The following is a 23,327-nucleotide window of genomic DNA, read 5'->3' on the forward strand; positions in this document are numbered from 1 at the left end:
AAACCTTGGGTACGTCCCTCCAGGCAGACCTGACCGGCCGCGTGGCGCTGGTCACCGGCGGCAGTCGTGGGATCGGCGCCGCGATCGCACGGGCCCTCTCGGCGGCCGGGGCCGACGTCGCGCTCACGTACGAACGCAGCCGGGACCTGGGCGAGAAGGTCGCCGCGGGGCTCGAGGAGCGAGGCGGCCGTGGGCTCGCCCTGCCGGCCGACAGCGCCGATGCCTCCGCGATCCAGGCCGCCGTGGACCGCACCGTCGCCGAGTTCGGCCGCCTCGACATCGTGATCAACAACGCCGGCATCTTCCCGTACGGGCCGGTCGAGGAGACCGACCTGGCCGAGATCGACCGCACCATCGCGGTGCACGTCCGGGCCCCGTTCCTGGCGGTCCGCGCCGCGGTGCCCCATCTCGGCCGTGGCGCCCGGATCATCACCATCGGCAGCAACCTCGCGGAGCGAGCGGCGTTCGGCGGCATCGCGCTCTACGTGATGAGCAAGGCCGCCAACCTCGGCCTGACGCGGGCCCTCGCCCGTGAACTCGGACCGCGCGGCATCACGGTCAACCTGATCCAGCCGGGGTCGACCGAGACCGACATGAACCCGGCCGTCGGTGACAGCGCCGACCTGCAGCGCGGCCTGATGGCGCTCGGCGAGTACGGTTCGGTCGACGACATCGCGGCCGCGGTGGTCTTCCTGGCCGGCGGCTCCGCGCGGCAGATCACCGGGGCCACACTGACGATCGACGGCGGCACGAACGCCTGACCACCCGCCATCCGGCGGTCCGGAACGCCGGAACCTGACCGCGATGGCGGGCGCCGCGGGCGGGCGATTCGGATGATCATGGAAGCACCCGATGGCCTAGGAGTGATCATGACCGACACCGACGTCGCCCGCCCGCCGTTCGATCCGGAGCTCGAACCCGTGCTCGCCGAGGTGCTCGGCGGCCGGCCGCACCTCGACCTCACGGCGGAGACCCTTGCCGCCCTGCGCTCCGGCGGAGACGTGATCTTGATGCCGCCGATCGAGGAGCGGCTGGCCGGCCGTGCGATCGCGTACGAGGATCGCACCGTGCCCGGCCCGGCCGGCGCGCCGGAGATCACCGTCGCGATCTTCCGGACCACCCGGACCGGCACCGGCCCGGCGGCCGGGATCTACCACACCCATGGCGGCGGAATGATCATGGGCGACCGGCTGATGGGTGTCGACGGCTTCTTCGATCTGGTCGAGGCCGGCGAGGCGGTGGTGGTCAGCGTCGAATACCGGCTGGCTCCCGAACACCCGGATCCGGCACCGGTGGAGGACTGCTATGCCGGCCTGTGCTGGACTGCCGATCACGCCGACGAGCTGGGGATCGATCTTGACCGGCTGATCATCGCGGGCGGCAGCGCCGGCGGCGGGCTGGCCGCCGGTACGGCGTTGCTGGCGCGCGACCGCAACGGGCCCCGGCTCGCGGGGCAACTGCTGATCTGCCCGATGCTCGACGACCGCAACATCACCGTCTCCAGCCACCAGTACGACGGCGTCGGGCTGTGGGACCGGCAGAACAACCTGTTCGGCTGGTCCGCGCTGCTCGGCGACGGTCATCGCGACCGCGACGACATCTCGCCGTACGCCGCACCCGCCCGGGCCACCGACCTGGCCGGGCTGCCGCCGGCGTTCATCGATGCCGGGTCGGCCGAGGTGTTCCGGGACGAGGCGGTCGACTATGCGTCCCGGCTCTGGGCGGCCGGCGGCCAGGCCGAACTGCACATCTGGGCCGGTGGCTTCCACGGCTTCTCGATGGCCGCCCAAGCCGGCGTCGCGGTGGCGGCCGCCGCGGCGGTGAACTCCTGGCTGCGCCGGGTGCTGCGCCTGTAGCCGGGGCGTCCTTCCCGGTCAGGGTAGATTTCGATCACGATGCAGGAGCTGACGGGCCGGCTGATGTCGCTGGACCCGGAGGCCGGCGAGGGTCTTCGGGTCGTGGCGCATTTCGACGCGCTGGTGGACGCCCAGGTCGGCCTCGAGGCGCTGCTCCGGGCGGCCGTGATGCTGAGTGGCTGCCCGGCCGGCTACGCCGATCAGGCCCATGGGGTACGGATCGCGGCCGACGGCCGCCGTCATGATCATGGACGGCAACCTCCGTCGGACGCCCTGACCCGGACGACCGCGGACGGCGTCGTCTGGCTCGAGCGCTCCGGGAGGCGGCACCCGACCGACGCCATGGTGCTGGAACGCCTCGCGCTTGCTGTGGGGATCGGCGGCCGGCGGCGGGTCGCCTCCGACCTGGACCCGCTGGCGGTGCTGGTCGAGCCGGAGTCGCCCCAGGGCGCGCAGCGAGTCGCTCTGGCCCGGCTCCGGTTGCGGCCAGACCAGCTGCTCCGGATCTGGGCCGTGCCCGATGATCATGACCTGCCGGCCGGCCCGCCCTCGGTGATCACCGGCTCCGGTGCGGCCCGGGCCCGGCTGGTGCTGACGGATGACCGGAACCGGCTCGGCGATCCGCGCCGGGCCGGCCGGGGGATCGAAGTCCCGGCGGTCGCCGCGGCCGAGTCGGCCCGGACCGCGGTGATCGCGCTCCGGCTGGCCGGCGACCTGTTCCCGACCGTCGACGCCGGCTCGCTGGGTGTGCTGGTGCGGCTCGCTGACGTACCGGATGATCATGGCGATGTCACGGCCCTGGCCGAGTTGATCAAGGAACGATCCTGGGCGGAGGATACCGTGGAGGCCTTGATCAACACCGACAGCCTGCGGGCCGCTGCCAAGCTGCTCGGCATCCATCACGCGACCCTGCAGGCCAGGGTCAGGACCGTGCAGGAGCGCCTCGGCTACGGTCCGGACACGCCGTTGGGTGCGCACCGACTGGCCGCGGCGTTCTTGATCAATCGCCTGCGGCAGCGGTAGTCCCGCCCGCGTGGGCGAGCGCGCTGGGGGAGCGGCGGCCGACGATCGCCGGCGCCTCCCCGATCAGGGTGTCGTCGGTGATCGCCTCGATCATGAACAGCGCGAAGTCGGTCCGCCGGGTCAGATTGCTGGCCAGCACCGGATCGCCGACGTGGCGGCTCCACACCGGCAGCCCCTGGCTCTCGCCCTCCTCGAGATCGCTGCCGCGTACGACGGTCCAGCGGCGGTCGCTGGCGAAGATCCGCCGGCAGGCCTCGACCTGATCGTCGATCTCGACCGCGCGGGCCAGCTTGGCGAGCGCCGTCATGATCCGCACCATGACCCGGAACCACCAGGAGTAGCGGTCCCGGCCGTCCTTGGAGATGTGCCAGCCACAGGAGAAGACCAGCCGGGCGCCCGGCTCGGCATGATCGAGAACCGCCTGCGCCGTGCCCGACGCATACTGCTGCACGCCCCACGGCACCAGGACGGTGAGCACGGCGTCGCAGCCGGCGACCGCCCGCCGGATCACCTCGCGATCGTTGGTCGGACCCGGGATGATCGTCATCCGGTCCGCGAACGGGGCCAGTTTCTCGACGCTGCGCTCCCGGCAGACGCCGACGACCTCGTACCCGCGATCGAGGGCGTGCCGGACCAGGTACTGCCCGAGCTTGCCGGACGCGCCGACGGTGCAGACCTTGCGGCGGTTCTCGTTCTCCATCTCCGTACTCCTGACGTCTGAGACTTACGCTGTAAGTAATAGTAAGCTTACGTCGTAAGTTGTGCAATCGGCGAGAGGAATCGATGGCCGGGCGGACCAGGTCGAAACGCGAACCCTTGAACCGGGCGCGGGTGATCACCGCAGCTGTGGAGTTGGCCGATGCCGAGGGTGAGGCCGGACTGACGATGCGGGCGATCGCCGGCCGGCTCGGCGTCGAGGCGATGTCGCTCTACAACCACATCGGCGGCCGGGAGGACCTGCTGGACGGGATGGTCGACGCCGTGTTCGACGAGATCGAGCTCCCGGCCGCGGGTACGGATTGGAAGCAGGCCATGCGGGAGCGCGCCCGGTCCGCCCGCGAGGTGCTCCGGCGGCATCCGTGGGCGGTGGGACTGCTGGACTCGCGGAGCACGCCCGGCCCGGCGACGCTCCGCCACCACGACGCGGTGCTCGGCGCGCTGCGGGGCGGCGGCTTCTCGGTGTCGATGGCGGCGCACGCCTTCTCGTTGATCGACAGCTATCTGTACGGGTTCGTCCTGCAGGAGTCCAGCCTCCCGTTCTCCGACCGGGCCGAGTTGGATCAGGTCGCCGGCGGCATCCTCGCGGATCAACCGGCCGACGCGTACCCGCATCTGACCGAGTTGATCACCGACTACGCGCTGCGACCGGAGTATTCCTACGCCGACGAGTTCGAGTTCGGGTTGACGCTGATCTTGGACGCGCTGCGCCCCGACGGGTAGGTCCGGCGCTTGGAGCGGTCCCTCGCCGGAGCCGTCGATCCCAGGAAGGCCCATGTCTCAAGCGTTCGAACTCAGGACCGAGTTGTCCGAGCTCGCGGCTGTGACCGACCACGCGACCGGGGACCTGCAGTCGTTCAAGCAGTCGATGGCCGAGCGGGCGTCCGGAGTCTTCGCGGCGATCGGCGGCACCGCCACCAACACCGACCGGGCCATCGCCCAGCTCCTCCAGGAAGCGATCAGGGCGGCCGACGGCGCCGCGGACGCGCGTGCCGCCGCCTCCCACGCCTGTGCCGATTACGCCAACCAGCTCTGACGGTCGGAAGTCGATCATGGCCTCGGACCTGGAACGTCTCGCCGAGCAGCTCGTCGCGACCATCGACACCATCCCGGGGCATGTCGAGCGCCTGCACCGGCTCTCCCAGGAACTCCGGCAGCGGGCCAGCCACGTGGTCGATCTGTCCGGACGGAGCTACGAGGGCCTGCACATCGCCGACCTGCTGTTCCACGCCGCACAGCGGTGTGATGATGCGGCCAATCGTGTGCAGCCCGCGTACACCAAGGGGCGCGACTGGGCCGTCGCCGCCGTGAGCGGGGGAGGTGTCGCCGGCGGTCCCGCTCCGGTCCCCGACCGTCCCGCGGTCGCCGCCCCGGACCCCGACCCCGGCCCGCTGAGCCTTTCGACCAGCGATCCGAACGACAAGCAACTCCTGGCCAACCCGCCGGCCAACTCCACGATCGTCGTCGACGGCCGCTTCACCTACGACACCGACCACCTCGGCCGAGTGATCAGGGTCAGGGCCACTCTGGACGTCCGAGACGCGACCCATCCTCGGGACAAGAGTGCTCAGGGCAAGGTTCCTGGAAAGCTGCCGGGCGACCATTTACCGAGAGGGTGAGATACGGCCCGCGGGCTTCAACGTGGTCTACCGAGCTGGAGACAAGGCCTTTCCACCAGAGTTCATCAGGAACCGCAAACCGGACTACAAGGAGTCGTCGTGAGTTTAGGCGAGCAAGGCGCGTTGATGGACCAGATCGGCCGCGCGGCGGTCGATCAGGCGCCACCCGGTTGGACGTGGATCACGGTCGTGATCGACGCCATGGGGGACAGCGCACGCGTGGACGCGGTCGCTCACACCGATGAATCCGAAACGCCGTTCAACCTCGGTGGATCTGGCGGTCTCGCGTGCCTTGATCTCCGCGAGGCGATGTATCGGCCGAAGACCGGCACCTGGTACCGAGCGCAGTTCCGTATTGACGCGAGTGGGCAACTTGCCAGCGACTTCGACTACGACGGCATGCCGTATGACGCCGAGGAGGAAGGCAGTGCGGACGTTCGTGACGTCTTGCTGCACGATCACGAACTGTACCCTCGCGATGACGAGCACCTGCCAGCCTGGCATCCCGCGAAATTGGCATGAGTGAGATCAGGAGTGAGGGTGGCCTGGGATGCGATGTGTCAGGCCCAGCCGGCGCCGAAGGTCTCCATCCCGATCAAGGGCTTGATCGCCGCCGTCACTTCCCTGCCGCAGAAGGCCTTCCGGAGCAGGTCGCCGGCCATCAGGTTGCCCAGTGCGCCCATGATCATCGCCTGGTCCAGCGCCAGATAGCGGCGGGCCAGCGTGCCGGACCGCACCGCGACCGCGTCGTAGAACCCGCCCGGGCCGTAGCAGTCCAACTCGTCGGCGATCTTGATCAGGTTCCGGTAACCCTCGATGCGGGCGTACGGCAGCGCCAGGAAACCGGCGTGCGGCGTGACCACCCCGTCCCCGAACGTGGGAGCCGGGCCGGGCGCCCGGCAGTTGCCGTAGCCGAGGTCGACGTTGCTCTGCTCGGCGTCGGAGTAGTAGCCGTCCGGGTTCAGCCCGATCGGGTCGACGCCGTACTCGCGGTAGCCGCCGCCCGGCTCGCTGGCGGGGGAGAAGCCCCAGGCGCCGTAGCCGGCGTCCTCGAGGCCGTGCAGCCGGTGCGCCCGGACCGTCAGCGGATGGTTGACACCCCAGGAACGCGGCGCCCAGCGGGCCTCCGGCACGAACAGGTCGGGCATCAACGCCTCGAACATCGACCCGCCCCAACCCGGGACGACCAGCGAGTCGCGGTAGGCGTAAGCGCCCTCGAAGACGTCGATGCCGAGGTAGTTCCGGGTCCGGCCGACCGGCTCCTGCTCCTGCCAGTCCCAGTCGCAGCCGGCCGGGAACGTCCGCCAGGTGGCGAAGTAGTGCTTGGCCGGCACCTGGCCGCGCGCGATCGCCAGATAGGAGGTGATCCGGGTCTCCGACACGGTCGTGTCGTAGTGGTTCGTCGTGTAGTGCACCGCAGTCCCGGTGCCGAGGTAGTCGCCGTCGACCCACGGCTTGTCCGGCGGCACCTCGCCGTCCCAGAACCCGCCCCTGAGCAGCCCGGTGCCGAACGCCGGCCGCGCCGCGGCGTCGTAGAACACGGCGAAGTTCATGCTGTCCAGCAGTCGTTCCGCTTCCCGGCGGTGATCGGTCCCGGCGCCCATGATCACCATCAGGGCCGCGGCCAGCCAGCCGTTGTCCACGCTGGACAGGAACGGGTAGACCTTGTCGCCGCTGCCCGGCCAGCTGGTCAGCACGTCGGCGGTGCGCTCGTCGTACCAGTTGTAGAACATGCCGCTCGGCTCGTGGCGCACCATCCGGTCCAGTGTGCGCAGCGTCTGGCCGAGTCGGTGCGACCGTTCCCGGTCGCTGATCAGGCGGAGCCGGTGGGCGACCACGGTGCTCCACAGGTAGCCGCCGATGTTGGTCGGCGACGTGTAGCCGCTGCGACTGTCCGGGTCCAGGGTGCCGTCGATGTTGTCGGCGCTGAGCCCGGTCCGCTCGTCGGTCATCGCGATCATGGAACGCCAGGTGTCGGCGGCCCAGCGGCGGAACCGGCCGCCGAAGCGTTCCTCGGCCGTGCCGGACGGGGCCAGCGCCAGCGGCAGGGCTGTCCCGGCCGCCCCAGCAAGCAGCAGTCGTCGCGAGATCGCGGTCATCGGAGACTCCTTCGTCCCGGCAGCACAACGCGGATCGCCTCAACCTAACACCCGATCCGGGCTCAGCCGATCAGCTCCGCCGGCAACGGCTCGGTGTGCACGATCCGCAACGAGGTGACGGCGCGGGTCAGGCAGACGTAGAGGCGGCGCAGGCCGGTGGGCCGGTCCGGCTCGGCCTCGACGACCGCGGCCGGCTCCAGCAGCACCACGTGGTCGAACTCGAGACCCTTGGCGAGTGAGGCCGGCACCAGATCCAGCCGACGGTCGAAGACGCCGTCCGCCGCCGCGTCCTGGTCCTGCCCGAGCACACCGTGGGACAGCCCTCGATCCTCCAGAGTCCCTTGTACGGAAGGGACGGCGGCATCGGTGACGATCAGGCCGACACTGCCCTCCAGGGTCAGCGCCGCCTCGACGGCCCGGACGAGATCGTCGGCGGGGGTGCTGCTGGGCGTGATGGTCAGGTCGCCGCGGGACCGCCGGATCGAGTACGGAGCGGAGAGGGTCGGCGCGATCGACGGCAGCAGCCGGGCCGCGAAGTCGATCACCGCCGCCGGCACCCGGAAGCCGGTGACGAGTTCCTTCAGCTCGGCCGTCGGCTGGCCGAGGTGGTCCAGCGCCTCGGCCCAGGAGCGGGCGGCCCAGGGCGTGGTGGCCTGGGCAAGATCACCGAGGACGGTGACCGAACCGGTGCTGGCCCGTCGGCCGATCGCCCGCAGCTGCATCGCGGACAGGTCCTGCGCCTCGTCGATGATCAGATGGCCGAGGCTCGGGGTCCGGGACAGCGCGTCCATGGCCTCGTCGATCAAGATCAGGTCCGCCGGCGTCCAGCGCGCGGACTTCACCGAACGCGGGGGCTTGGCCGGCCGGAGCGCCGCCTGCTCCTGGTCGGTCAGCAGGCCATCGGCGTGCTCGGCCAGGAACTCGGCGTCGGTCAGCAGCCGCAAGATCAACTTCGCCGGGTCGACGGCCGGCCAGAGCGCCTCCGCATACGTCTTCACGCCGCGGCTCCGGGCCACCGCGTTCTGCACCCGGTCGTCGGGGGAGTCGCCGGACGCCTCCATCCGCAGCAGCACCTGGTGCGCCAGCCGCTGCGGCACCATCTCCCGGCCGGCCGCGTAGCGGACGCCCCGGGCCCGGATCGACTGCACCAGCTCGTCGGCCAGGTAGGCCGGCACCCGGAACTGCCGCGAACCGCGCTGCACCAGCAGCGTTTCGGTGGCCGGCCGGAGGTGGCTCCAGATCGCCCTCTTGATCACCTCGGCCAGCCGGGCGTCGCCCTTGATCACCGCCGACTCGACGGATTCCTCGCCGGTCGCGGTCAACCCGGTGGCCCGGGACACCAACGAGGCAACGGTTTCCTGGGTCGCGACGACCTCGCCGAGCGCCGGCAGCACGTCGCCGATGTAGGTGAGGAAGCTGTCGTTCGGCCCGATCACCATCAGGCCGGACCGGCCGAGTTGATCACGGTGCGTGTAGAGCAGGAACGCGGCCCGGTGCAGCCCGACCGCGGTCTTGCCGGTGCCCGGCGCGCCCTGGATGCAGACGGACCGTTCCAGGTCGGACCGGACGATCACGTCCTGGTCCGGCTGGATGGTGGCGACGATGTCGCGCATCGGCCCGGTCCGCGGCCGGGCGATCTCAGCCTCCAGGATCTCCGAGTGCTCCAGCGCGTCGCCGGCGACCAGGTCCTCGTCCTCGTACGCGGTGAGCTCGCCGTGGGCGTACCCGAACCGGCGGCGCAGCCGGACTCCCATCGGGTCGTCCTTGGTCGCTCGGTAGAAGGGGAGGGCGACCGGTGCGCGCCAGTCGATCACCATCGGTTCGCCGCCGGCCTCGCCGGTCACGTGCCGGCGGCCGATGTGGACCTTGCCCGGCAGATCGGGCCGGTCGTAGTCGATCCGGCCGAAGAAGAGCGGCACGGTCGGGTCGTCGATGAGCGACTTCGTGCGCCGGTACAGCACCTGCTTGAGATATTCGGTCGAGACGTTCGGTGTCTCGCTGACGGCCGCGGCGCCGACGGCCTTCAGCCCGCCGGCGTGGACGTGCATCCGGTTCAGCGTCGCGCGGGACCGCTCGAGATGATCTTGTTCCTCGGTCAGGGCGTCGGGTTGATCGGGCTCACTTTCGGACATGGCAAGACTCCCCCTGCGGGATCGAGTCGAAAAATGGGCGAACTGCTGAATCTACCGATCGGTCCGGATTGCGCAACTGGTTTTCGTGACCGGTCCTCGAGCGTTGCATGTAACATGGCTTCATGGCTGGAGCGACTTCACGCGATCGGGTGCGGCGGCACCGCGAACTGTTGCGCAAGAGGGGACTGCGGCCGATCCAGATCTGGGTCCCCGACACCCGCGCCCCCGGCTTCGCGGCTGAAGCTCGGCGGCAGTCACAACTGGTGGCGCGAAGCCGGGCGGCCGAAGCGGATCAGGCCTTCGTGGACTCGCTCGCCGAGTGGGACGACTGACCCGCGTGCGCCGCGGAGAGATCTGGACTGCCGCCGGACCTGGATATGCGGGCAAGCCCCGGCCGGTCGTCGTCATCCAGTCCGACTTGTTCGACCAGACCGATTCCGTCACCTTGTGCCCGCTGACGTCTGACCCGACCGATGCACCGATTCTCCGGATCCCCATCGATCCGACGTCCTCGAACGGCTTGCGCGTGAAGTCAAGGCTCATGGTGGACAAAGTCACGACGGCGCGACGAAGCCAACTGCGAGAACGGATCGGCGTGCTCGAGGGCGAGTACCTGCTCGCGCTGGAGCGGGCGCTGGTCGTCTTTATCGGCCTTGCATCCTGATCGGTTGGGTCCTCAGGGCCCGCGAGGCTCGATTTCTGGCCGAACAGATTGGGACGACTGGTGGATCCGGCGGCGAGCGAGCAGGATCGGGGCTACGCTGGCGGCTGGCCACCCGGGCTGCTGGACGACCTGCCGGACCCCGCTCGCCTGACCGGGGCGGCGGCGGTGCTGTCCGACCGGGTTCGACGCCGCCGCGCGCCCGTGCCGATTTCGTTCCGGGTGGCCCGCGCTGCTAGCCTTTGTCCCGCCGTACGTTCGGCCGCGGATGCCCAAGAGCTCCCACGCACACCGAGTGCAAGGTCTCGATGCTCGAGGCTTCAGGGGGCGCCGCGCACCGGGAAACCGAGAGGAGAGCACGTGTCGATCGACGCTGCTACAAAGAAGAAGATCATCGACGAGTACGCGACGACTGAGGGCGACACCGGTTCTCCGGAGGTTCAGATCGCGCTGCTCAGCCGCCGGATCTCGCATCTGACGGAGCACCTGAAGGAACACAAGCACGATCACCACAGCCGGCGCGGGCTGATGCTGCTGGTCGGTCAGCGTCGCCGACTGCTCAACTATGTCGCCAAGACCGACATCGAGCGGTACCGGTCGCTGATCGAGCGACTCGGCCTGCGGCGCTGAGCGAGCGAAGCGGTCCTCCCTTCGGAGGGCCGCTTCACTGACATTTCGGCCCGCATGACCTACAACTGAACAGAGCAAATCGAAACCATCGATTGCATCCGGACACACGCCCCAGCGAGCAGGCTCGGTCCTCGGTAGTGATCCTCGGAGTCCCCTCGATCGAGGGGACGGCCGCGGATCTCGATCGAAGACCGGGCGAGTACCCAGCCCGGGCGGTGCCGCACGGATGCAATCTTGATCGTCGTTCGTCCCTGCGAGGACGTACGGCAGAACAGGAGAATCCCGTGGAGGGACCCAACCTGAAGTTCACCGAGGCCGTCATCGACAACGGCGCCCTCGGCAAGCACGTCGTCCGGTTCGAGTCCGGACTGCTGGCCCAGCAGGCGGCCGGCTCGGCCACCGTCTACATCGACGACGACACGATGCTGCTGTCGGCGACCACCGCCCAGAGCAAGCCGCGCGACTCGATCGACTTCTTCCCGCTGACGGTCGACGTCGAGGAGCGGATGTACGCCGCGGGCCGGATCCCCGGCTCGTTCTTCCGCCGCGAGGGCCGCCCGTCCGAGGGCGCGATCCTCACCTGCCGGCTGATCGACCGGCCGCTGCGGCCGAGCTTCGTCAAGGGGCTGCGCAACGAGGTCCAGGTCGTCATCACCGTGATGGCGCTGAACCCGGACAAGATGTACGACGTCGTGGCGATCAACGCCGCGTCGATGTCCACCCAGCTGGCCGGCCTGCCGTTCAGCGGCCCGGTCGGCGGCGTCCGCGTCGCCCTGATCGGCGACCAGTGGGTCGGCTTCCCCGACGTCAGCCAGCTCGAGGACGCCACGTTCGACATGGTCGTGGCCGGCCGGGTGCTGCCCGACGGCGACGTCGCGATCATGATGGTCGAGGCCGAGTCCACCGAGCAGACCTGGGACCTGGTGCAGGCCGGCAAGACCGCGCCGACCGAGGAGATCGTGGCCCAGGGCCTGGAGGCGGCGAAGCCGTTCATCAAGGCGCTGTGCGACGCGCAGGTCGAGCTGGCCGCGCACTTCCCGAAGCCCACCGCCGAGTTCCCGATCTTCCTGGACTACCAGGACGACGTGTACGCGGCGGTCGAGGAGGCCGCGACGGCCGAGCTGTCCCAGGTGATGACCATCGCCGACAAGCAGCAGCGGGAGACCTCGACCGAGGTGCTCAAGGACAAGATCGTCGCCGACCTGGCGCCGCGGTTCCCGGAGCGCGAGGACGAGATCAAGGGCGCCTACCGGTCGCTGACCAAGAAGATCGTCCGCAAGAAGATCATCACCGAGAAGGTACGGATCGACGGCCGCGGCCTGAGCGACATCCGCACCCTGTCGGCCGAGGTCGGCGTGGTGCCGCGGGTGCACGGCTCGGCGCTGTTCCAGCGGGGCGAGACCCAGATCCTGGGCATCACCACGCTGAACATGCTCGGCCTGGAGCAGAAGCTCGACACGCTGGCGCCGGAGAAGACCAAGCGCTACATGCACAACTACAACTTCCCGCCCTACTCGACCGGTGAGACCGGCCGGGTCGGTTCGCCGAAGCGGCGGGAGATCGGTCACGGTGCGCTCGCCGAGCGTGCCCTGGTGCCGGTGCTGCCGACCCGCGAGGAGTTCCCGTACGCGATCCGTCAGGTGTCCGAGGCGCTCGGCTCCAACGGCTCCACCTCGATGGGCTCGGTCTGCGCGTCCACCCTGGCGCTGCTCAATTCCGGCGTGCCGCTGCGCGCTCCGGTCGCGGGCATCGCGATGGGCCTCGTCTCCGACGAGATCGACGGCAAGACCGAGTACGTCGCGCTGACCGACATCCTGGGTGCCGAGGACGCGTACGGCGACATGGACTTCAAGGTCGCCGGTACGAAGGACTTCATCACCGCCCTGCAGCTGGACACCAAGCTGGACGGGATCCCCGCCTCGGTGCTGGGCGCAGCGCTGAACCAGGCGAAGGACGCCCGGACGACGCTGCTCGAGGTGATGGCCGAGGCCATCGACGAGCCGGACGAGATGAGCCTGTACGCGCCGCGGATCATCACGCTGCGCATCCCGGTCGACAAGATCGGCGAGGTGATCGGCCCCAAGGGCAAGGTGATCAACCAGATCCAGGACGACACCGGCGCCGAGATCACGATCGAGGACGACGGCACGATCTACGTCGGTGCGGAGAGCGGCGAGGCCGCCGAGGCTGCCCGGACCATGATCAACGCGATCGCCAACCCGACCATGCCGGAGAAGGGCGAGCGCTACCTGGGCACCGTGGTGAAGATCGCGGCGTTCGGCGCGTTCGTCTCCCTGCTGCCGGGCAAGGACGGCCTGCTCCACATCTCCAAGCTGCGCACCCTCGCCGGTGGCAAGCGGGTGGAGCGGGTCGAGGACGTGGTCAGCGTCGGCCAGAAGATCCAGGTCGAGATCACCGAGATCGACGATCGCGGCAAGCTGTCCCTGTCCCCGGTGGTCGAGGAAGGTAGCTCGGTGGCAGAAGAAGGGGTCGCGGTCTCCTGACCCGGAACAGATCCATCGCTGCCGCTCGGCCGCACCTCGGCGGAGAAGTCCGCCGCACGGTGCTGCCGAGCGGTTTGCGCGTCGTCACGGAGCGGATGCCCGGCAGCCACACCTTCAACCTCGGCTTCTTCGCCGCGGTCGGGTCGCGCTGGGAGACCGAGCGCCTGCACGGCGCCTCGCACTTCCTGGAACACGTGCTGTTCAAGGGAACCAAACGACGCACGCCGGAGCAGATCTCGGCCGAGATCGAGGCGGTCGGCGGCGAGCTGAACGCCTACACGGCCAAGGAGCACACCTGCTTCTACGCCCGGGTGCTGGCCCGCGACGCCGACCTGGCGATCGACGTGCTGGCCGACATGATCACCTCCTCGACCCTGCGCTCGGCCGAGATCGAGTCCGAGCGTGCGGTGATCTTGGACGAGATCGCCATGCATGCGGACGATCCGGGCGAGGTGGCGCACGAGCTGATCGCCGGCGAGCTGCTCGCCGGTTCCGGACTGGGCAAACCGGTGATCGGTTCGCCGGACAGCATCCGGGCGCTGCGCCGCGACCAGATCCTGGGCTACTGGAGGCGCCGCTACACGCCCGAGCGGCTGGTGGTCAGCGCCTCCGGGCGAGTTGATCATGATCGCCTGGTGGCCCGCCTTGCCGAGTACGAGTCTCTCACCGCACCCCGGGAACCGAGCGGCTCACGTTCCCTGAGCCTGTCGAAGAGCAAGCCAGAATCGCCGAACGCGGGCGACCCCCTGGTGATCACCAAGGCTCGCCGGTTCGAGCAGTCGACCGTGGTGCTGGCCCGCCCGGGCCCGGGCCTGTTCGACCCGGACCGCTTCCCGATCGGTCTGTTGTCGATCATCGTCGGCGGCGGCATGGCCTCCCGGCTGTTCGTCGAGGTACGGGAGCGGCGCGGGCTCACGTACGGCATCGAGGCGGGGGAGACCAGCTACTCCGACGCCGGACTGTGGAGCGTCGACTGGCAGTGCGCCCCGGACCGGGTGCCGGAGATCCTGATCCTGGTCCGGCAGTGCCTGGCCGACATCGCCGAGCACGGCGTGACGCCGGACGAGCTGGCCCGCGCCAAGGGTCAGATGCGCGGCCAGACCGTACTGTCCTTCGAGGGGCCGCAGAGCCGGATGAGCCGGATCGGCGTCGCCGAACTCCTCGGCGACACCCGCTCCGTCTCAGACCTGCTGGCCGACTACGACGCCGTGACCGGCGAGGACGTCCGCCGGATCGCGAGCGACCTGCTCGGCCGCCGCCAGGTCCTGGCCGTCGTCGGCCCGACCCCCGGCCTCCGCGCCCTCCGCCGCGCCCTGGCCTGATCTCGGGCGACCCGGAGCGTGCCCCCTTTCTTGGTACCTTGAAAATCGCACGCACGACTTGCGATTTTCAAGGTAAATCTGCGTGTGATTGATCGAGAGGCCGATGCGGCGCGGCTGAGAGATGCACTCGGACGATCGCCGGTCGTCGTCCTCTCGGGGCCTCGTCAGGTCGGCAAGTCAACCTTGGCGCGGAGCATTGTCGAGGTCCCTCGCAGTCACCGGTTCGACTTGGAGGATCCTCGTGATCTTGCTCGGCTCGCGGATCCGAGCCTGACCTTGCGTCCACTCGTCGAAGCGGGCCGACTGGTCCGGCAGTGAGCATGCTCGCCGTGGTCGGCACCTCGGGCGGAACTCGATCGCTGCGCCGGGCCCTGTCCTGCTGCTAGGCCTGAGCCGCCTCGAGCTTGCGGTCGAGCCAGGCGAACGCGTCGTCCTGCATCTCACGATCGAACTTGTGCGGCCCGTCGTAGAAGGCGCCGGCATAGCCGTCCGGGGCGTCGGCGTAATGTTCGGTGATCCGGGCGTGCGCGGCCTCGGCGGCACCGAGGTCGAACAACGGATCCTGCCGGTTGTACTGGACCAGCAGCGGGCTCGGCGCCCGGCAGGCCGCGACGTCCGGCCAGTCGGTGTCGGTGGGCAGGTCCGCCGGGAAGAACATCCAGGTGTGCTGCGCCACGTGCCGGTCCAGCAGGCCGTCGTACGTGCTCATCATGCCGACCACGACCGAGGCCGCCACGTCGCTGGTCGCCTGCAGCATCGCGGCCCGGCAGCCACCGCCGGAGAGCCCGACACAGCCGAGGCGGTCGGCCACCTCGGGCCGGGACCGCAGGTAGTTCAGGGCGATCCGGTCCTCCCGGTTGACCAGGGCGGCGAACGTGGTGCCGAGCAGGCGGCAGTATTTCTCCACCAGATGCTCGTGATCACGGGCGGTCTCGTTGTAGGCGACCTCCTCGTCGGTGCCGTCGCGGCGCATCGGCTCCGGGACGGCGTCCAGCGGGAAGCGCCGGCTGCCCCAGCAGAACACGTCCGGCACCAGCACCACGTAGCCGCGGCGGCAGAGCCGGTTGGCGAACGCCTCGCCGCCGTACGCCTTCGTCCGCAGCGCCGCCATCGACGGCGGCGTCGGCTCCGGCGCGTCGGCGATCTTCTCCTTGCCGTAGAACTTGATCCCGTCGTGCGAGTGCAGCGCGACGACCCCGGGCAGCGGACCCGTGCTGCCCGACGGGCGCAGTAGCCAGGCGTGCGTCCGCGGGCCGAAGCCGACCGACCAGCTGAGTTCCTCGCCGTCGATGCCGTCGAGCCGCCAGGTCCGCTCCACCCGGACATCGGCCGGTGTCTCGTCGACGACCGCCAGCGCTTCGTGTACCCGCTGCCGGGTCCGGTCCCGGGCCGGCGGAGTGGCCCGAGCGGCCACGGCCTCGCTCCAGGCCGGCCAGTCACTGTACGGGCCGAGATGCAGGTAGGACATGATCAGCTCAATCCGCCGTGAGGAAGGGGCGGAGTTCCGGTTGCCCGGCCAGGTCGTCGAGGCGTGCCCGGGCCTGGTCCTGATCACCGAGCCAGATCGCCAGGGCGTCCGTGCCGGCCTCGGCAAAGCCGTGTGCGGTCTCGACGATCTCGGCCACGGACTGCTGCTCCCACTGGATCCGGGTGGACAGCCGGAGCGGCTGGTCGGTCAGCTCCTTGATCAACTCGGCGTCGCGGGCGAAGGTCTCCGGCGTGTGGCCGAGGCCCTGCCACTCGTCGGCCCGCTCGGCGACCCGGCGGAACGCGCGGCGGCTGAGCCCGCCGACCATGATCGGGATCGCCCGGCCCGGCTTGGGCTCGAACACGCCGTACTCGAAGCCGAAGCGTTGGCCGGTGAACGTGGTCTCGCCGCGCCACAGGGCCCGGAGCAGGTCGATGCCCTCGTCCAGCCGGGCGCCGCGCTCGCCGAACGGGACGCCGACGGCCGCGTACTCCTGCTCGCTCCAGCCCGCGCCGACGCCGAGCACGACCCTTCCGCCGGACAGCCGGTCGATGGTCGCGACCTGCTTCGCCACCACGAACGGGTTGCGCAGCGGCAGCACCAGGACCGAGGTGCCGAGCCGGATCCGCCGGGTCACCGCGGCCAGATGGCCCAGGGTGATCAAGGCCTCGTAAACGCCGCCGAAGCCGGACGCCGTCCCGTACTCGCCGGGAGGCAGCACGTGGTCCGGCAGATAGAGGCCCGCGAAGCCGGCCTGGTCCGCTGTCCGGGCCAGGTCGACCAGCAGGTCGGGCGTTTGATCGGGCGACTCGTCGGGCAGAACGATCTCGAGATGCACGAGGTTCAGCGTAGGTCAGACTCGACGGCACCCTCGCGGCGGCGCAGCAACTCGGTACGCACCTGCGCCCGGTCCCGTGGATAGACCCAGTACAGGGCGGTGAGCACCGCGGCGTTGATCACCATCAGCACCACCAGCAGCCACCAGAACACGGACTGGATCCCGATCACGCCGGCCAGCGCGCCGGCCAGGTAGCTGAACGCGGCCCAGCCGATCGTCTCGAAGATCGCCAGGAAGATCACGAACGCCTGGGCCCGCAGCTCCGGCAGCACCACCGACATGACGATCGGCCGGTTGACGCCCGGGTTGAGCCCCTGCGCGGCACCCATCAGGGCCCAGAAGATCGCATACGTCCCGATCGAGGCGTAGTGGAACTGGGTGCGGAAGAACGCGACCAGGGCGAAGATCACCTGCGCCGCCTGCAGGTAGGCGATCCGGCCGCGCTCCGGCACCAGCCGGTCCAGTGCGGAGACGGTCAGCCCGCCGCCGACGGTGCCGAGGAAGTAGCCGATTCCGAACGGCAGCAGGACGACGGCCGCGACCGCATTGCTGAAGCCGCGCTCGGTGACCAGGAACTGCACGCCGAAAACGCCGATCAGCAGGTGGCCCGACAGCAGCCGGGACAGCAGCATCAGGCTGAACGACGGAATCCGGAACAGCCGCAGCGCGTCCTGCCAGCGCAGCTTCGGCAGCGCGAGCTCCGCGGCGCCGGCCAGTTCCTCGTCGGCGCCGCCGACCTTCGGCTCCTTGAACAGGACCAAGATCAACAACCCGACGACGATCAGGATGCCGCCGATCAGCCACCAGCCCCAGCGCCACCCGTCCGGGATGCCGGACAACTGGCCGAGCACCGGTGCGATGAACGAGCCGAGCAGCGAGGTGATGCCGTAGAAGTAGCCGGTCGCGCGGCCCCGGTTCTTGTCCGGGAACGTGTCGGCGATGACGCTTCGCCGCCCAGCCAGACCCAGAACGGTCCGAACGGATGGCGACCAGCCGGCCCAGCGCCGACAGCAGACCGAGTGCGCCGGTGTCGAGCCGGAGCGCGGCGGCGATGGTCGGGAACAGCGCGGTGGTGACGCTGCCCTCGCCGTTGTCGATCACCGTGACGCCGGTCATCGTGGCGAGGTTGCGCCAGCGGTATGGGACCCGATCGGTCCTGGGCCTACGGGCGGTGGGTTCCGGCGCGTCCGTTCTGAGACTGGTCATGATCATCCTTCAGCGGTGGAGGAGTGAGCGAGGCAAGATCATCGGCGACCGCGGCCAGCGTCCGATAGGGAATCGGCACGGAGGCAGCGAGTTCGTGGATCGACGTTCCGGCGACGGCGGTGATCAACTCCGTCTGGTGCAGCTGCGGCAGATGCTCGGCGATCACCGCGGCCGCGGCCGGCACGGCGAGCAGTTCGACGATCGGCGTGTGCAGCCCGTACGTCCCGGCGGTGAAGTCGTCCAGCGGCGGCAGCGGCACGACCGCGTCGGCGGCCCGCCCCGCCTGTTCCCTCGCCAGCAGGTGCTCGCTCGTGACCGGCCCCTCGGCGGGCAGCCCCAGCCGCTCGTACTGGCTGGCCGGCGCATCCGACGCCCGCAGCGCCTCCACCAGCAGCCCGGCCATCCGCTGCTCGAGCTCGTCGTCGACCAACGGATTCAGCTGGCCGGGATCGTTCTCCAGGTCGAACAGCAGCGTCCCGAAGGCGTACGGGTTCAGCAGTGTGGACCGGGCCGTCCGGAGCGTTCGCAGGCCCTTGGTGAAGCCGAACGGCGGCGCCAGCTCGGCGTCGGTCAGTTCGTCGACGCTCCACCGGCCGCGCATGTGGGTCGGCATCAGGGTGTACTGCTCGAGTGGCGCATTGTCGGACCGCCGCGGCCCGCGCAGATAGGCGTACCGGCCGTCGGTGACGTTGACGTGGCCGCCGTGCACGCCGAACAGTGCCGCCTCGCGACGCGCGTCGCCGTCCAGCACCGCGGCAAGATCAACTCCCTGCACGTCGGCCGGCGGCTGCAGTCCGAAGAAGTTGATCAAGGTCGGCGCGAGGTCGATCGTCTGGACCAGCGCGTCGCTCCGCACGCCGGCCTGCCGGCGTCGCGGATCCCAGCAGAACAAGGGCAGATGGACCAATTCCTGGAACCACGGCTGCACCACCTTGGCCCACCAGCCGTGCTCGCCCAGCAGGAATCCGTGATCGGTGTTGACGATCAGCATCGTGTCGTCCCACATCGCGTGGGCGTCCATGAAGTCGAGCACCCGGCCCAGCGACCGGTCGCACATGGACAGTAGCGCCGCGTACTCGTACCGCGCGTGCCGGACCTGATCTTCGGGCTCGGTGACCCGCCGATACTCCGGCCAGTCGAACTCCGGCCCGTCGTAGCTGTGCGGATAGAGGTCCTTGTAGGCCTGGTGCGAGAAGAACGGCTCGTGCGGGTCGAACGTCTCGATCTGCAGGAACCAGTGGTCGGCGTCGACGTTGGTCTCCAGGAATTCCAGGCCGCCGTCGAAGGTCCGGGTCTGGCAGTGGTCGGCCTCGGTCGGCATGTACCGCCGGTTGATCTTGTCCTGCCGGCGCATCCCGCCACGTGGGTTCCCGGGCCCCGTCGGCTCGTCGACGACGGCCTTCCAGGGGTCGCCCTCCTGGCCGCGATGGAACTCCCAGGTGCCGTAGCGGGTGTGATACGTCGCGCCGCCGTCCTCCCAGTAGTGCGGGTGGTCCGACGTCAGGTGGGTGTGGATGCCGGCCTGCCGCAGCTGCTCCGGCATCGAGTCGTCGAACGGTTCCAACGGCCCCCAGCTGCGGTGCAGGAAGTTGTACCGGCCGGTGTGCAACTCCCGCCGGGCCGGCATGCAGGGCAGCGATCCGGCATAGCAGTTGTCGAACGTCACCGTGCGTTCGGCCAGTCGCTGGAAGTTCGGCGCGATGATCGTGTCGCACCCGTACGGCGGCAGGAAGTGCCGGTTCAGGCTGTCGAACATGATCATGATCGCTCTCATCGGGTGCTGGCCTTCCGGTCGGGGTCGGTTTCGGGAGTACGTACGGGAAGCCTGCCGTCGAGCAGGTCGGCCCGCAGCTCGATCAGGTTCTTGATGTGCTGGTCGATCGCGGCCGCCCCGTACTGGTGCATTCGATCATTGAGGGCGACCGCCAGCTCGGCGTCGAACGGCACTTCCGGCTCGAAGACCTCGGTCCGGTCCCGGAACCGGTACTTCGCGACCTGCCGCTGCCGGGCCTCCAGCTCGGTGTCCAGCAGCGCCAGAAGTTGATCAACGGTGAGGAAGCCGGCGAAGTGCAGCCGGACGCCGAACTCGGGATCCTCGAACCGGGTCGGCGGATGATACGGCCCGGTCAGCCAGTCCAGGAACACGGTCGCGCCCTCGGCGGTGACCCGGAAGATCTTCGCGTCCTGCGCGCCGGGCCGGCTCTCGGTCCGGTAGCTGACCCACTCCCGCTCCGCCATCGCGGTCAGTGATCGGTAGACCTGGCTCATCTGCGTGTTGGAGCGCAGGAAGCGCCCGTGGGCGTCGAGGAACTTCTTCAGGTCGTAGCCGGTCCGCGGGCGGCCCAGCAGGACTCCGAGCAGGATGTATTCGAGCTTCATCGCCGATCCCGTCGTTGGGAGAGTAGTCTACAAGTGGAATGGAATGAGGGTTCCACTTGTGGAGTAGTCATGTCAAGAGCCGCGAGGCGGTCCGACTCCGGCGGCAGGACCCTATATCGTGCTGAACCGGACCTGAATCCCGCGGAGCGGTGCGGGGCTGGAAAGGGGTCGTCCCCTTGAACCGAACCAACGTGAGGGCGAGATGATCAAGGTAGGGGTCTTCGGTGCGCGGGGCCGGATGGGTGCCGAGGTGTGCCGGGCGGTCGAGGCCGCCGACGGGCTCGATCTGGTCGCCGGCATCGATGTCGGCGACGACCGGTCGGCGGTCGAGGGCGCCGAGGTGATCGTCGACTTCACCCATCCGGACGCGGTGATGGACAACCTCGCCTGGTGCGTCGAGCACGGCATCCACGCCGTGGTCGGCACCACCGGCTTCACCGACGACCGGCTGGCCACCCTCCGCGAGCAGTTGGCCGCGAAGCCCGAGGTCGGCATCGTGGTGGCCGCCAACTTCTCGGTGGGCGCGATCCTGATGATGCACTTCGCGCAGCAGGCGGCCGCGTTCTACGAGAGCGTCGAGGTGATCGAACTGCACCACCCCGGCAAGGCCGATGCACCGTCCGGTACGGCGAGCACGACGGCCCGCAAGATCGCCGAGGCGCGGGCCGCCGCCGGCCTGGCCGCGCCGCCGGACGCGACGGTCCAGGAGGTGCCGGGAGCCCGCGGCGCCCAGGTCGACGGGATTCGGGTGCACGGGGTGCGCCTGCGCGGCCTGGTCGCCCACCAGGAGGTCCTGTTCGGCGCCGAGGGCGAGACGCTGACGATCCGGCACGACTCGCTGGACCGGGTCTCCTTCATGCCGGGCGTGGTGGCCGCCGTCCGTGCCGTACCCTCGCGGCCCGGGCTGACCGTCGGCATCGAATCGATTCTGGGTCTCGGCGGATGACGATTCCTCCGATGACGATCCAGCCACCGCCGCCCAAGCCGCGGCGGCGGGGCCGGCCGCTGACGGTGTTGATCATCGCCCTGATCGTGCTGGTCTGTCTCGTGGTGGCCGCCGACCGGATCGGGGAGCGGGTCGCCGAGGACCAGGTCGGCGCTCGGCTACAGGAGCGGATCGGCACCGCAGAGCGGCCGAAGGTCGAGGTCGCCGAGGTCCCGTTCCTGACCCAGTTGGTCGCCCAGCGGTTCGGCCGGGTGAACCTGAGCGCCGAGCAGATTCCGGTGACCGGCGCCAGCGCCTCCGGAACCCTGGACCGCCTCGACCTGGCCCTGGACGACGTACGGATCGGTGACCGGCAGCTGACCGCCGGCACGGTGAACGGCACCGCCTTCGCCGACTACGCCTCGCTCAGCTCGCTCGGCGGCGCCGAGATCCGGTACGTGCCCGAGGGCCGGGTCACGATCGACTTCACGGCGCCGGTCGGCGGCCAGACCGTCTCCGGCACCCTGACCGGCCGGCCGGTGATCGAATCCGGCCGGCTGTCGCTGATCGAGCCGCAGCTCAAGGTCGGCGGCGTGGACCTGCCGCAGACCCTGGTCGACGTCCTACTCAGCTCGCTGCTGCGCTCGTTCACGCTGCCTCAGCTGCCGTTCGACCTCGCCCTGACCGCGGTCACCGCGCGGGAGTCCGGGCTGGAGTTCGGCCTGGCCGGGCGCGACATCAGCATCGCGCGCTGACGCCGCCCCGGCGCCGGGTCGCCGCGAACGCCAGCAGGTCGAGTGCGGTCTCGGTCTGCTCCCAGCCGAGGCAGGCGTCGGTGACGCTCTGGCCGAACACCAGGCCGGCCCGGCCGGCATCGGTCAGCGTCTGCCGGCCCGGCACCAGGAAGCTCTCGATCATCACCCCGGAGATCGGGTCGCCGGCGGCGATCTGGCCGGCGAGTTCGCCGATCACCTCGGCCTGCCGGACGTGGTCCTTGCCGCTGTTGGCGTGGCTCGCATCGACGACCACCCGACCGGGCAGCCCTGCCGCGGTGAGCTTGGCCGCCGCGGCCGCCAGGGAGGCCGAGTCGTAGTTCGGCCCGGTCCGGCCGCCGCGCAGGATGACGTGGCCGTACTCGTTGCCGGTGGTCGAGACGACGCAGGTCCGGCCGGAGTCGTCGACGCCGAAGAAGACCTGGCTCTGCGCCGCTGCCCGTACCCCGTCGACGGCGACGCCGACATCGCCGTCGGTGCCGTTCTTGAAGCCGATCGGCATCGACAGGCCCGAGGCGAGCTGGCGGTGCACCTGGCTCTCCGTGGTACGGGCCCCGATCGCGCCCCAGCTGATCGCGTCGGCGATGTAGTGCGGACTGATCGGCTCCAGGAACTCGCAGCCGACCGGCAGTCCGAGCGCGGTGATGTCGCGCAACACGCTGCGGGCCAGCTCCAGCCCCTCGGCCACCCGGTGGGTGCCGTCCAGGTGCGGATCGTTGATCAGGCCCTTCCAGCCGGCGACCGTGCGCGGCTTCTCGAAGTAGACCCGCATCACGATCAGCAGCCGGTCGGCGTGCCGCTCGGCCTCGGCGACCAGCCGGCGGGCGTACTCCAGCGCGGCGTCGGGATCGTGCACCGAGCACGGGCCGACGACGACCAGCAGCCGGTCGTCGTCGCCGCGCAGCACGGCCTCGACCTCGCGCCGGCTCGTCGTGACGAGCCCCTCGGTCTCGGTGCTCAGCGGCAGCCGTCCGCGCAGCTCGGCCGGCGACGGCAGGGGTTCGAAGCCACGGATCCGCAGATCGTGGGTCTTGATCATGACAGTCCTATCGGTTGTCCGACGGGCTGGTGAGTCTCCGCTGCCAACCCGTCAAGGAATGACGAAAGGCAGAGACATCGGTCTCTGCCTTGTTGGCTCTGGAGGTCTCGCAGGCGTGCGTACTAGGCGGCGGGCT

General features: G+C 69.9%; 24 protein-coding genes. 15 read left to right on the forward strand and 9 right to left on the reverse strand.

Features of this window, described 5'->3' with window-relative positions:
* Positions 1-5: 5 nt before the first annotated feature.
* From BKA15_RS28095 to BKA15_RS28105, 3 genes are all read left to right on the forward strand, one after another.
* Positions 6-761, forward strand: a complete 756-nt coding sequence (locus BKA15_RS28095; RefSeq protein ID WP_179756578.1) for an SDR family NAD(P)-dependent oxidoreductase — start codon at positions 6-8, stop codon at positions 759-761.
* A gap of 108 nt (positions 762-869) precedes the next feature.
* On the forward strand, positions 870-1,856 hold the full coding sequence (locus BKA15_RS28100) for an alpha/beta hydrolase (RefSeq protein WP_179756580.1): 987 nt from the start codon (positions 870-872) through the stop codon (positions 1,854-1,856).
* A gap of 39 nt (positions 1,857-1,895) precedes the next feature.
* On the forward strand, positions 1,896-2,879 hold the full coding sequence (locus tag BKA15_RS28105) for a helix-turn-helix domain-containing protein (protein WP_179756582.1): 984 nt from the start codon (positions 1,896-1,898) through the stop codon (positions 2,877-2,879).
* Here the strand turns inward: BKA15_RS28105 and BKA15_RS28110 are convergent.
* Positions 2,857-3,579: an NAD(P)-dependent oxidoreductase gene (locus BKA15_RS28110; RefSeq protein ID WP_179756584.1), complete on the reverse strand. Its 723-nt coding sequence runs from the start codon at positions 3,577-3,579 to the stop codon at positions 2,857-2,859. The genes BKA15_RS28105 and BKA15_RS28110 overlap by 23 nt on opposite strands.
* A 131-nt stretch (positions 3,580-3,710) precedes the next feature.
* On the opposite strand from BKA15_RS28110, the gene BKA15_RS28115 reads away from it, so the two are divergent.
* The 4 genes from BKA15_RS28115 (at position 3,711) to BKA15_RS28130 (ending at position 5,737) form a co-directional block, all read left to right on the forward strand.
* Positions 3,711-4,319, forward strand: a complete 609-nt coding sequence (locus BKA15_RS28115; RefSeq protein ID WP_312879455.1) for a TetR/AcrR family transcriptional regulator — start codon at positions 3,711-3,713, stop codon at positions 4,317-4,319.
* Between the two features lie 52 nt (positions 4,320-4,371).
* Complete coding sequence (locus tag BKA15_RS28120) at positions 4,372-4,632, forward strand: hypothetical protein (RefSeq protein WP_179756588.1); 261 nt, start codon at positions 4,372-4,374, stop codon at positions 4,630-4,632.
* 16 nt (positions 4,633-4,648) lie between these two features.
* Entirely contained in the window at positions 4,649-5,215 is a 567-nt protein-coding gene (locus tag BKA15_RS28125) for a hypothetical protein (protein WP_179756590.1), read from the forward strand.
* Between the two features lie 99 nt (positions 5,216-5,314).
* Positions 5,315-5,737, forward strand: a complete 423-nt coding sequence (locus tag BKA15_RS28130; RefSeq protein ID WP_179756592.1) for a hypothetical protein — start codon at positions 5,315-5,317, stop codon at positions 5,735-5,737.
* Positions 5,738-5,775: 38 nt separating this feature from the next.
* Here BKA15_RS28130 and BKA15_RS28135 read toward each other — a convergent pair whose 3' ends face one another.
* Together BKA15_RS28135 and BKA15_RS28140 are read right to left on the reverse strand one after the other, a co-directional pair.
* Positions 5,776-7,314, reverse strand: a complete 1,539-nt coding sequence (locus BKA15_RS28135; RefSeq protein WP_179756594.1) for a glucoamylase family protein — start codon at positions 7,312-7,314, stop codon at positions 5,776-5,778.
* 62 nt (positions 7,315-7,376) lie between these two features.
* A complete protein-coding gene (locus tag BKA15_RS28140; RefSeq protein WP_179756595.1) occupies positions 7,377-9,446 on the reverse strand; it encodes a HelD family protein in 2,070 nt (689 codons plus the stop codon).
* A 122-nt stretch (positions 9,447-9,568) separates the two neighbouring features.
* Between BKA15_RS28140 and BKA15_RS28145 the strand changes: the two genes are divergently transcribed.
* From BKA15_RS28145 to BKA15_RS37410, 6 genes are all read left to right on the forward strand, one after another.
* Entirely contained in the window at positions 9,569-9,778 is a 210-nt protein-coding gene (locus BKA15_RS28145) for an antitoxin MazE family protein (RefSeq protein WP_179756597.1), read from the forward strand.
* Positions 9,766-10,110 carry a type II toxin-antitoxin system PemK/MazF family toxin gene (locus tag BKA15_RS28150; RefSeq protein WP_218871608.1) on the forward strand — a complete coding sequence of 115 codons (345 nt, stop codon included), beginning with the start codon at positions 9,766-9,768 and terminating at the stop codon, positions 10,108-10,110. The genes BKA15_RS28145 and BKA15_RS28150 overlap by 13 nt, the downstream gene beginning before the upstream one ends.
* Before the next feature lie 363 nt (positions 10,111-10,473).
* Entirely contained in the window at positions 10,474-10,737 is a 264-nt protein-coding gene (gene rpsO / locus BKA15_RS28155; protein WP_376766844.1) for a 30S ribosomal protein S15, read from the forward strand.
* A gap of 284 nt (positions 10,738-11,021) precedes the next feature.
* Positions 11,022-13,241 (forward strand): polyribonucleotide nucleotidyltransferase, encoded by a 2,220-nt coding sequence (locus BKA15_RS28160; protein ID WP_179756601.1) that lies wholly within the window; start codon positions 11,022-11,024, stop codon positions 13,239-13,241.
* A gap of 59 nt (positions 13,242-13,300) precedes the next feature.
* Positions 13,301-14,563 (forward strand): M16 family metallopeptidase, encoded by a 1,263-nt coding sequence (locus BKA15_RS28165; RefSeq protein WP_312879457.1) that lies wholly within the window; start codon positions 13,301-13,303, stop codon positions 14,561-14,563.
* Between the two features lie 84 nt (positions 14,564-14,647).
* Entirely contained in the window at positions 14,648-14,881 is a 234-nt protein-coding gene (locus tag BKA15_RS37410) for an AAA family ATPase (RefSeq protein WP_376766818.1), read from the forward strand.
* A gap of 64 nt (positions 14,882-14,945) precedes the next feature.
* On the opposite strand, the gene BKA15_RS28170 is transcribed toward BKA15_RS37410, so the two are convergent.
* From BKA15_RS28170 to BKA15_RS28190, 5 genes are all read right to left on the reverse strand, one after another.
* On the reverse strand, positions 14,946-16,031 hold the full coding sequence (locus BKA15_RS28170) for a dienelactone hydrolase family protein (protein WP_179756605.1): 1,086 nt from the start codon (positions 16,029-16,031) through the stop codon (positions 14,946-14,948).
* 7 nt (positions 16,032-16,038) lie between these two features.
* Entirely contained in the window at positions 16,039-16,869 is an 831-nt protein-coding gene (locus tag BKA15_RS28175; protein WP_179756607.1) for a TIGR03619 family F420-dependent LLM class oxidoreductase, read from the reverse strand.
* A gap of 5 nt (positions 16,870-16,874) precedes the next feature.
* Complete coding sequence (locus tag BKA15_RS28180) at positions 16,875-17,837, reverse strand: MFS transporter (RefSeq protein WP_179758753.1); 963 nt, start codon at positions 17,835-17,837, stop codon at positions 16,875-16,877.
* A 194-nt stretch (positions 17,838-18,031) separates the two neighbouring features.
* A complete protein-coding gene (locus tag BKA15_RS28185; protein WP_218871609.1) occupies positions 18,032-19,837 on the reverse strand; it encodes a sulfatase in 1,806 nt (601 codons plus the stop codon).
* Between the two features lie 8 nt (positions 19,838-19,845).
* Positions 19,846-20,454: a PadR family transcriptional regulator gene (locus tag BKA15_RS28190; RefSeq protein ID WP_179756611.1), complete on the reverse strand. Its 609-nt coding sequence runs from the start codon at positions 20,452-20,454 to the stop codon at positions 19,846-19,848.
* 202 nt (positions 20,455-20,656) lie between these two features.
* Between BKA15_RS28190 and dapB the strand changes: the two genes are divergently transcribed.
* Both dapB and BKA15_RS28200 read left to right on the forward strand, forming a co-directional pair.
* Complete coding sequence (gene dapB / locus BKA15_RS28195) at positions 20,657-21,400, forward strand: 4-hydroxy-tetrahydrodipicolinate reductase (protein WP_179756613.1); 744 nt, start codon at positions 20,657-20,659, stop codon at positions 21,398-21,400.
* An 11-nt stretch (positions 21,401-21,411) separates the two neighbouring features.
* Complete coding sequence (locus BKA15_RS28200) at positions 21,412-22,134, forward strand: LmeA family phospholipid-binding protein (protein WP_179756615.1); 723 nt, start codon at positions 21,412-21,414, stop codon at positions 22,132-22,134.
* Here BKA15_RS28200 and BKA15_RS28205 read toward each other — a convergent pair.
* Complete coding sequence (locus BKA15_RS28205) at positions 22,118-23,191, reverse strand: 3-deoxy-7-phosphoheptulonate synthase (RefSeq protein ID WP_179756617.1); 1,074 nt, start codon at positions 23,189-23,191, stop codon at positions 22,118-22,120. The genes BKA15_RS28200 and BKA15_RS28205 overlap by 17 nt on opposite strands.
* Between the last annotated feature and the right edge of the window lie 136 nt (positions 23,192-23,327).

Source organism: Microlunatus parietis (assembly GCF_013407955.1).
In the GTDB taxonomy this organism is placed as follows: domain Bacteria; phylum Actinomycetota; class Actinomycetes; order Propionibacteriales; family Propionibacteriaceae; genus Microlunatus; species Microlunatus parietis.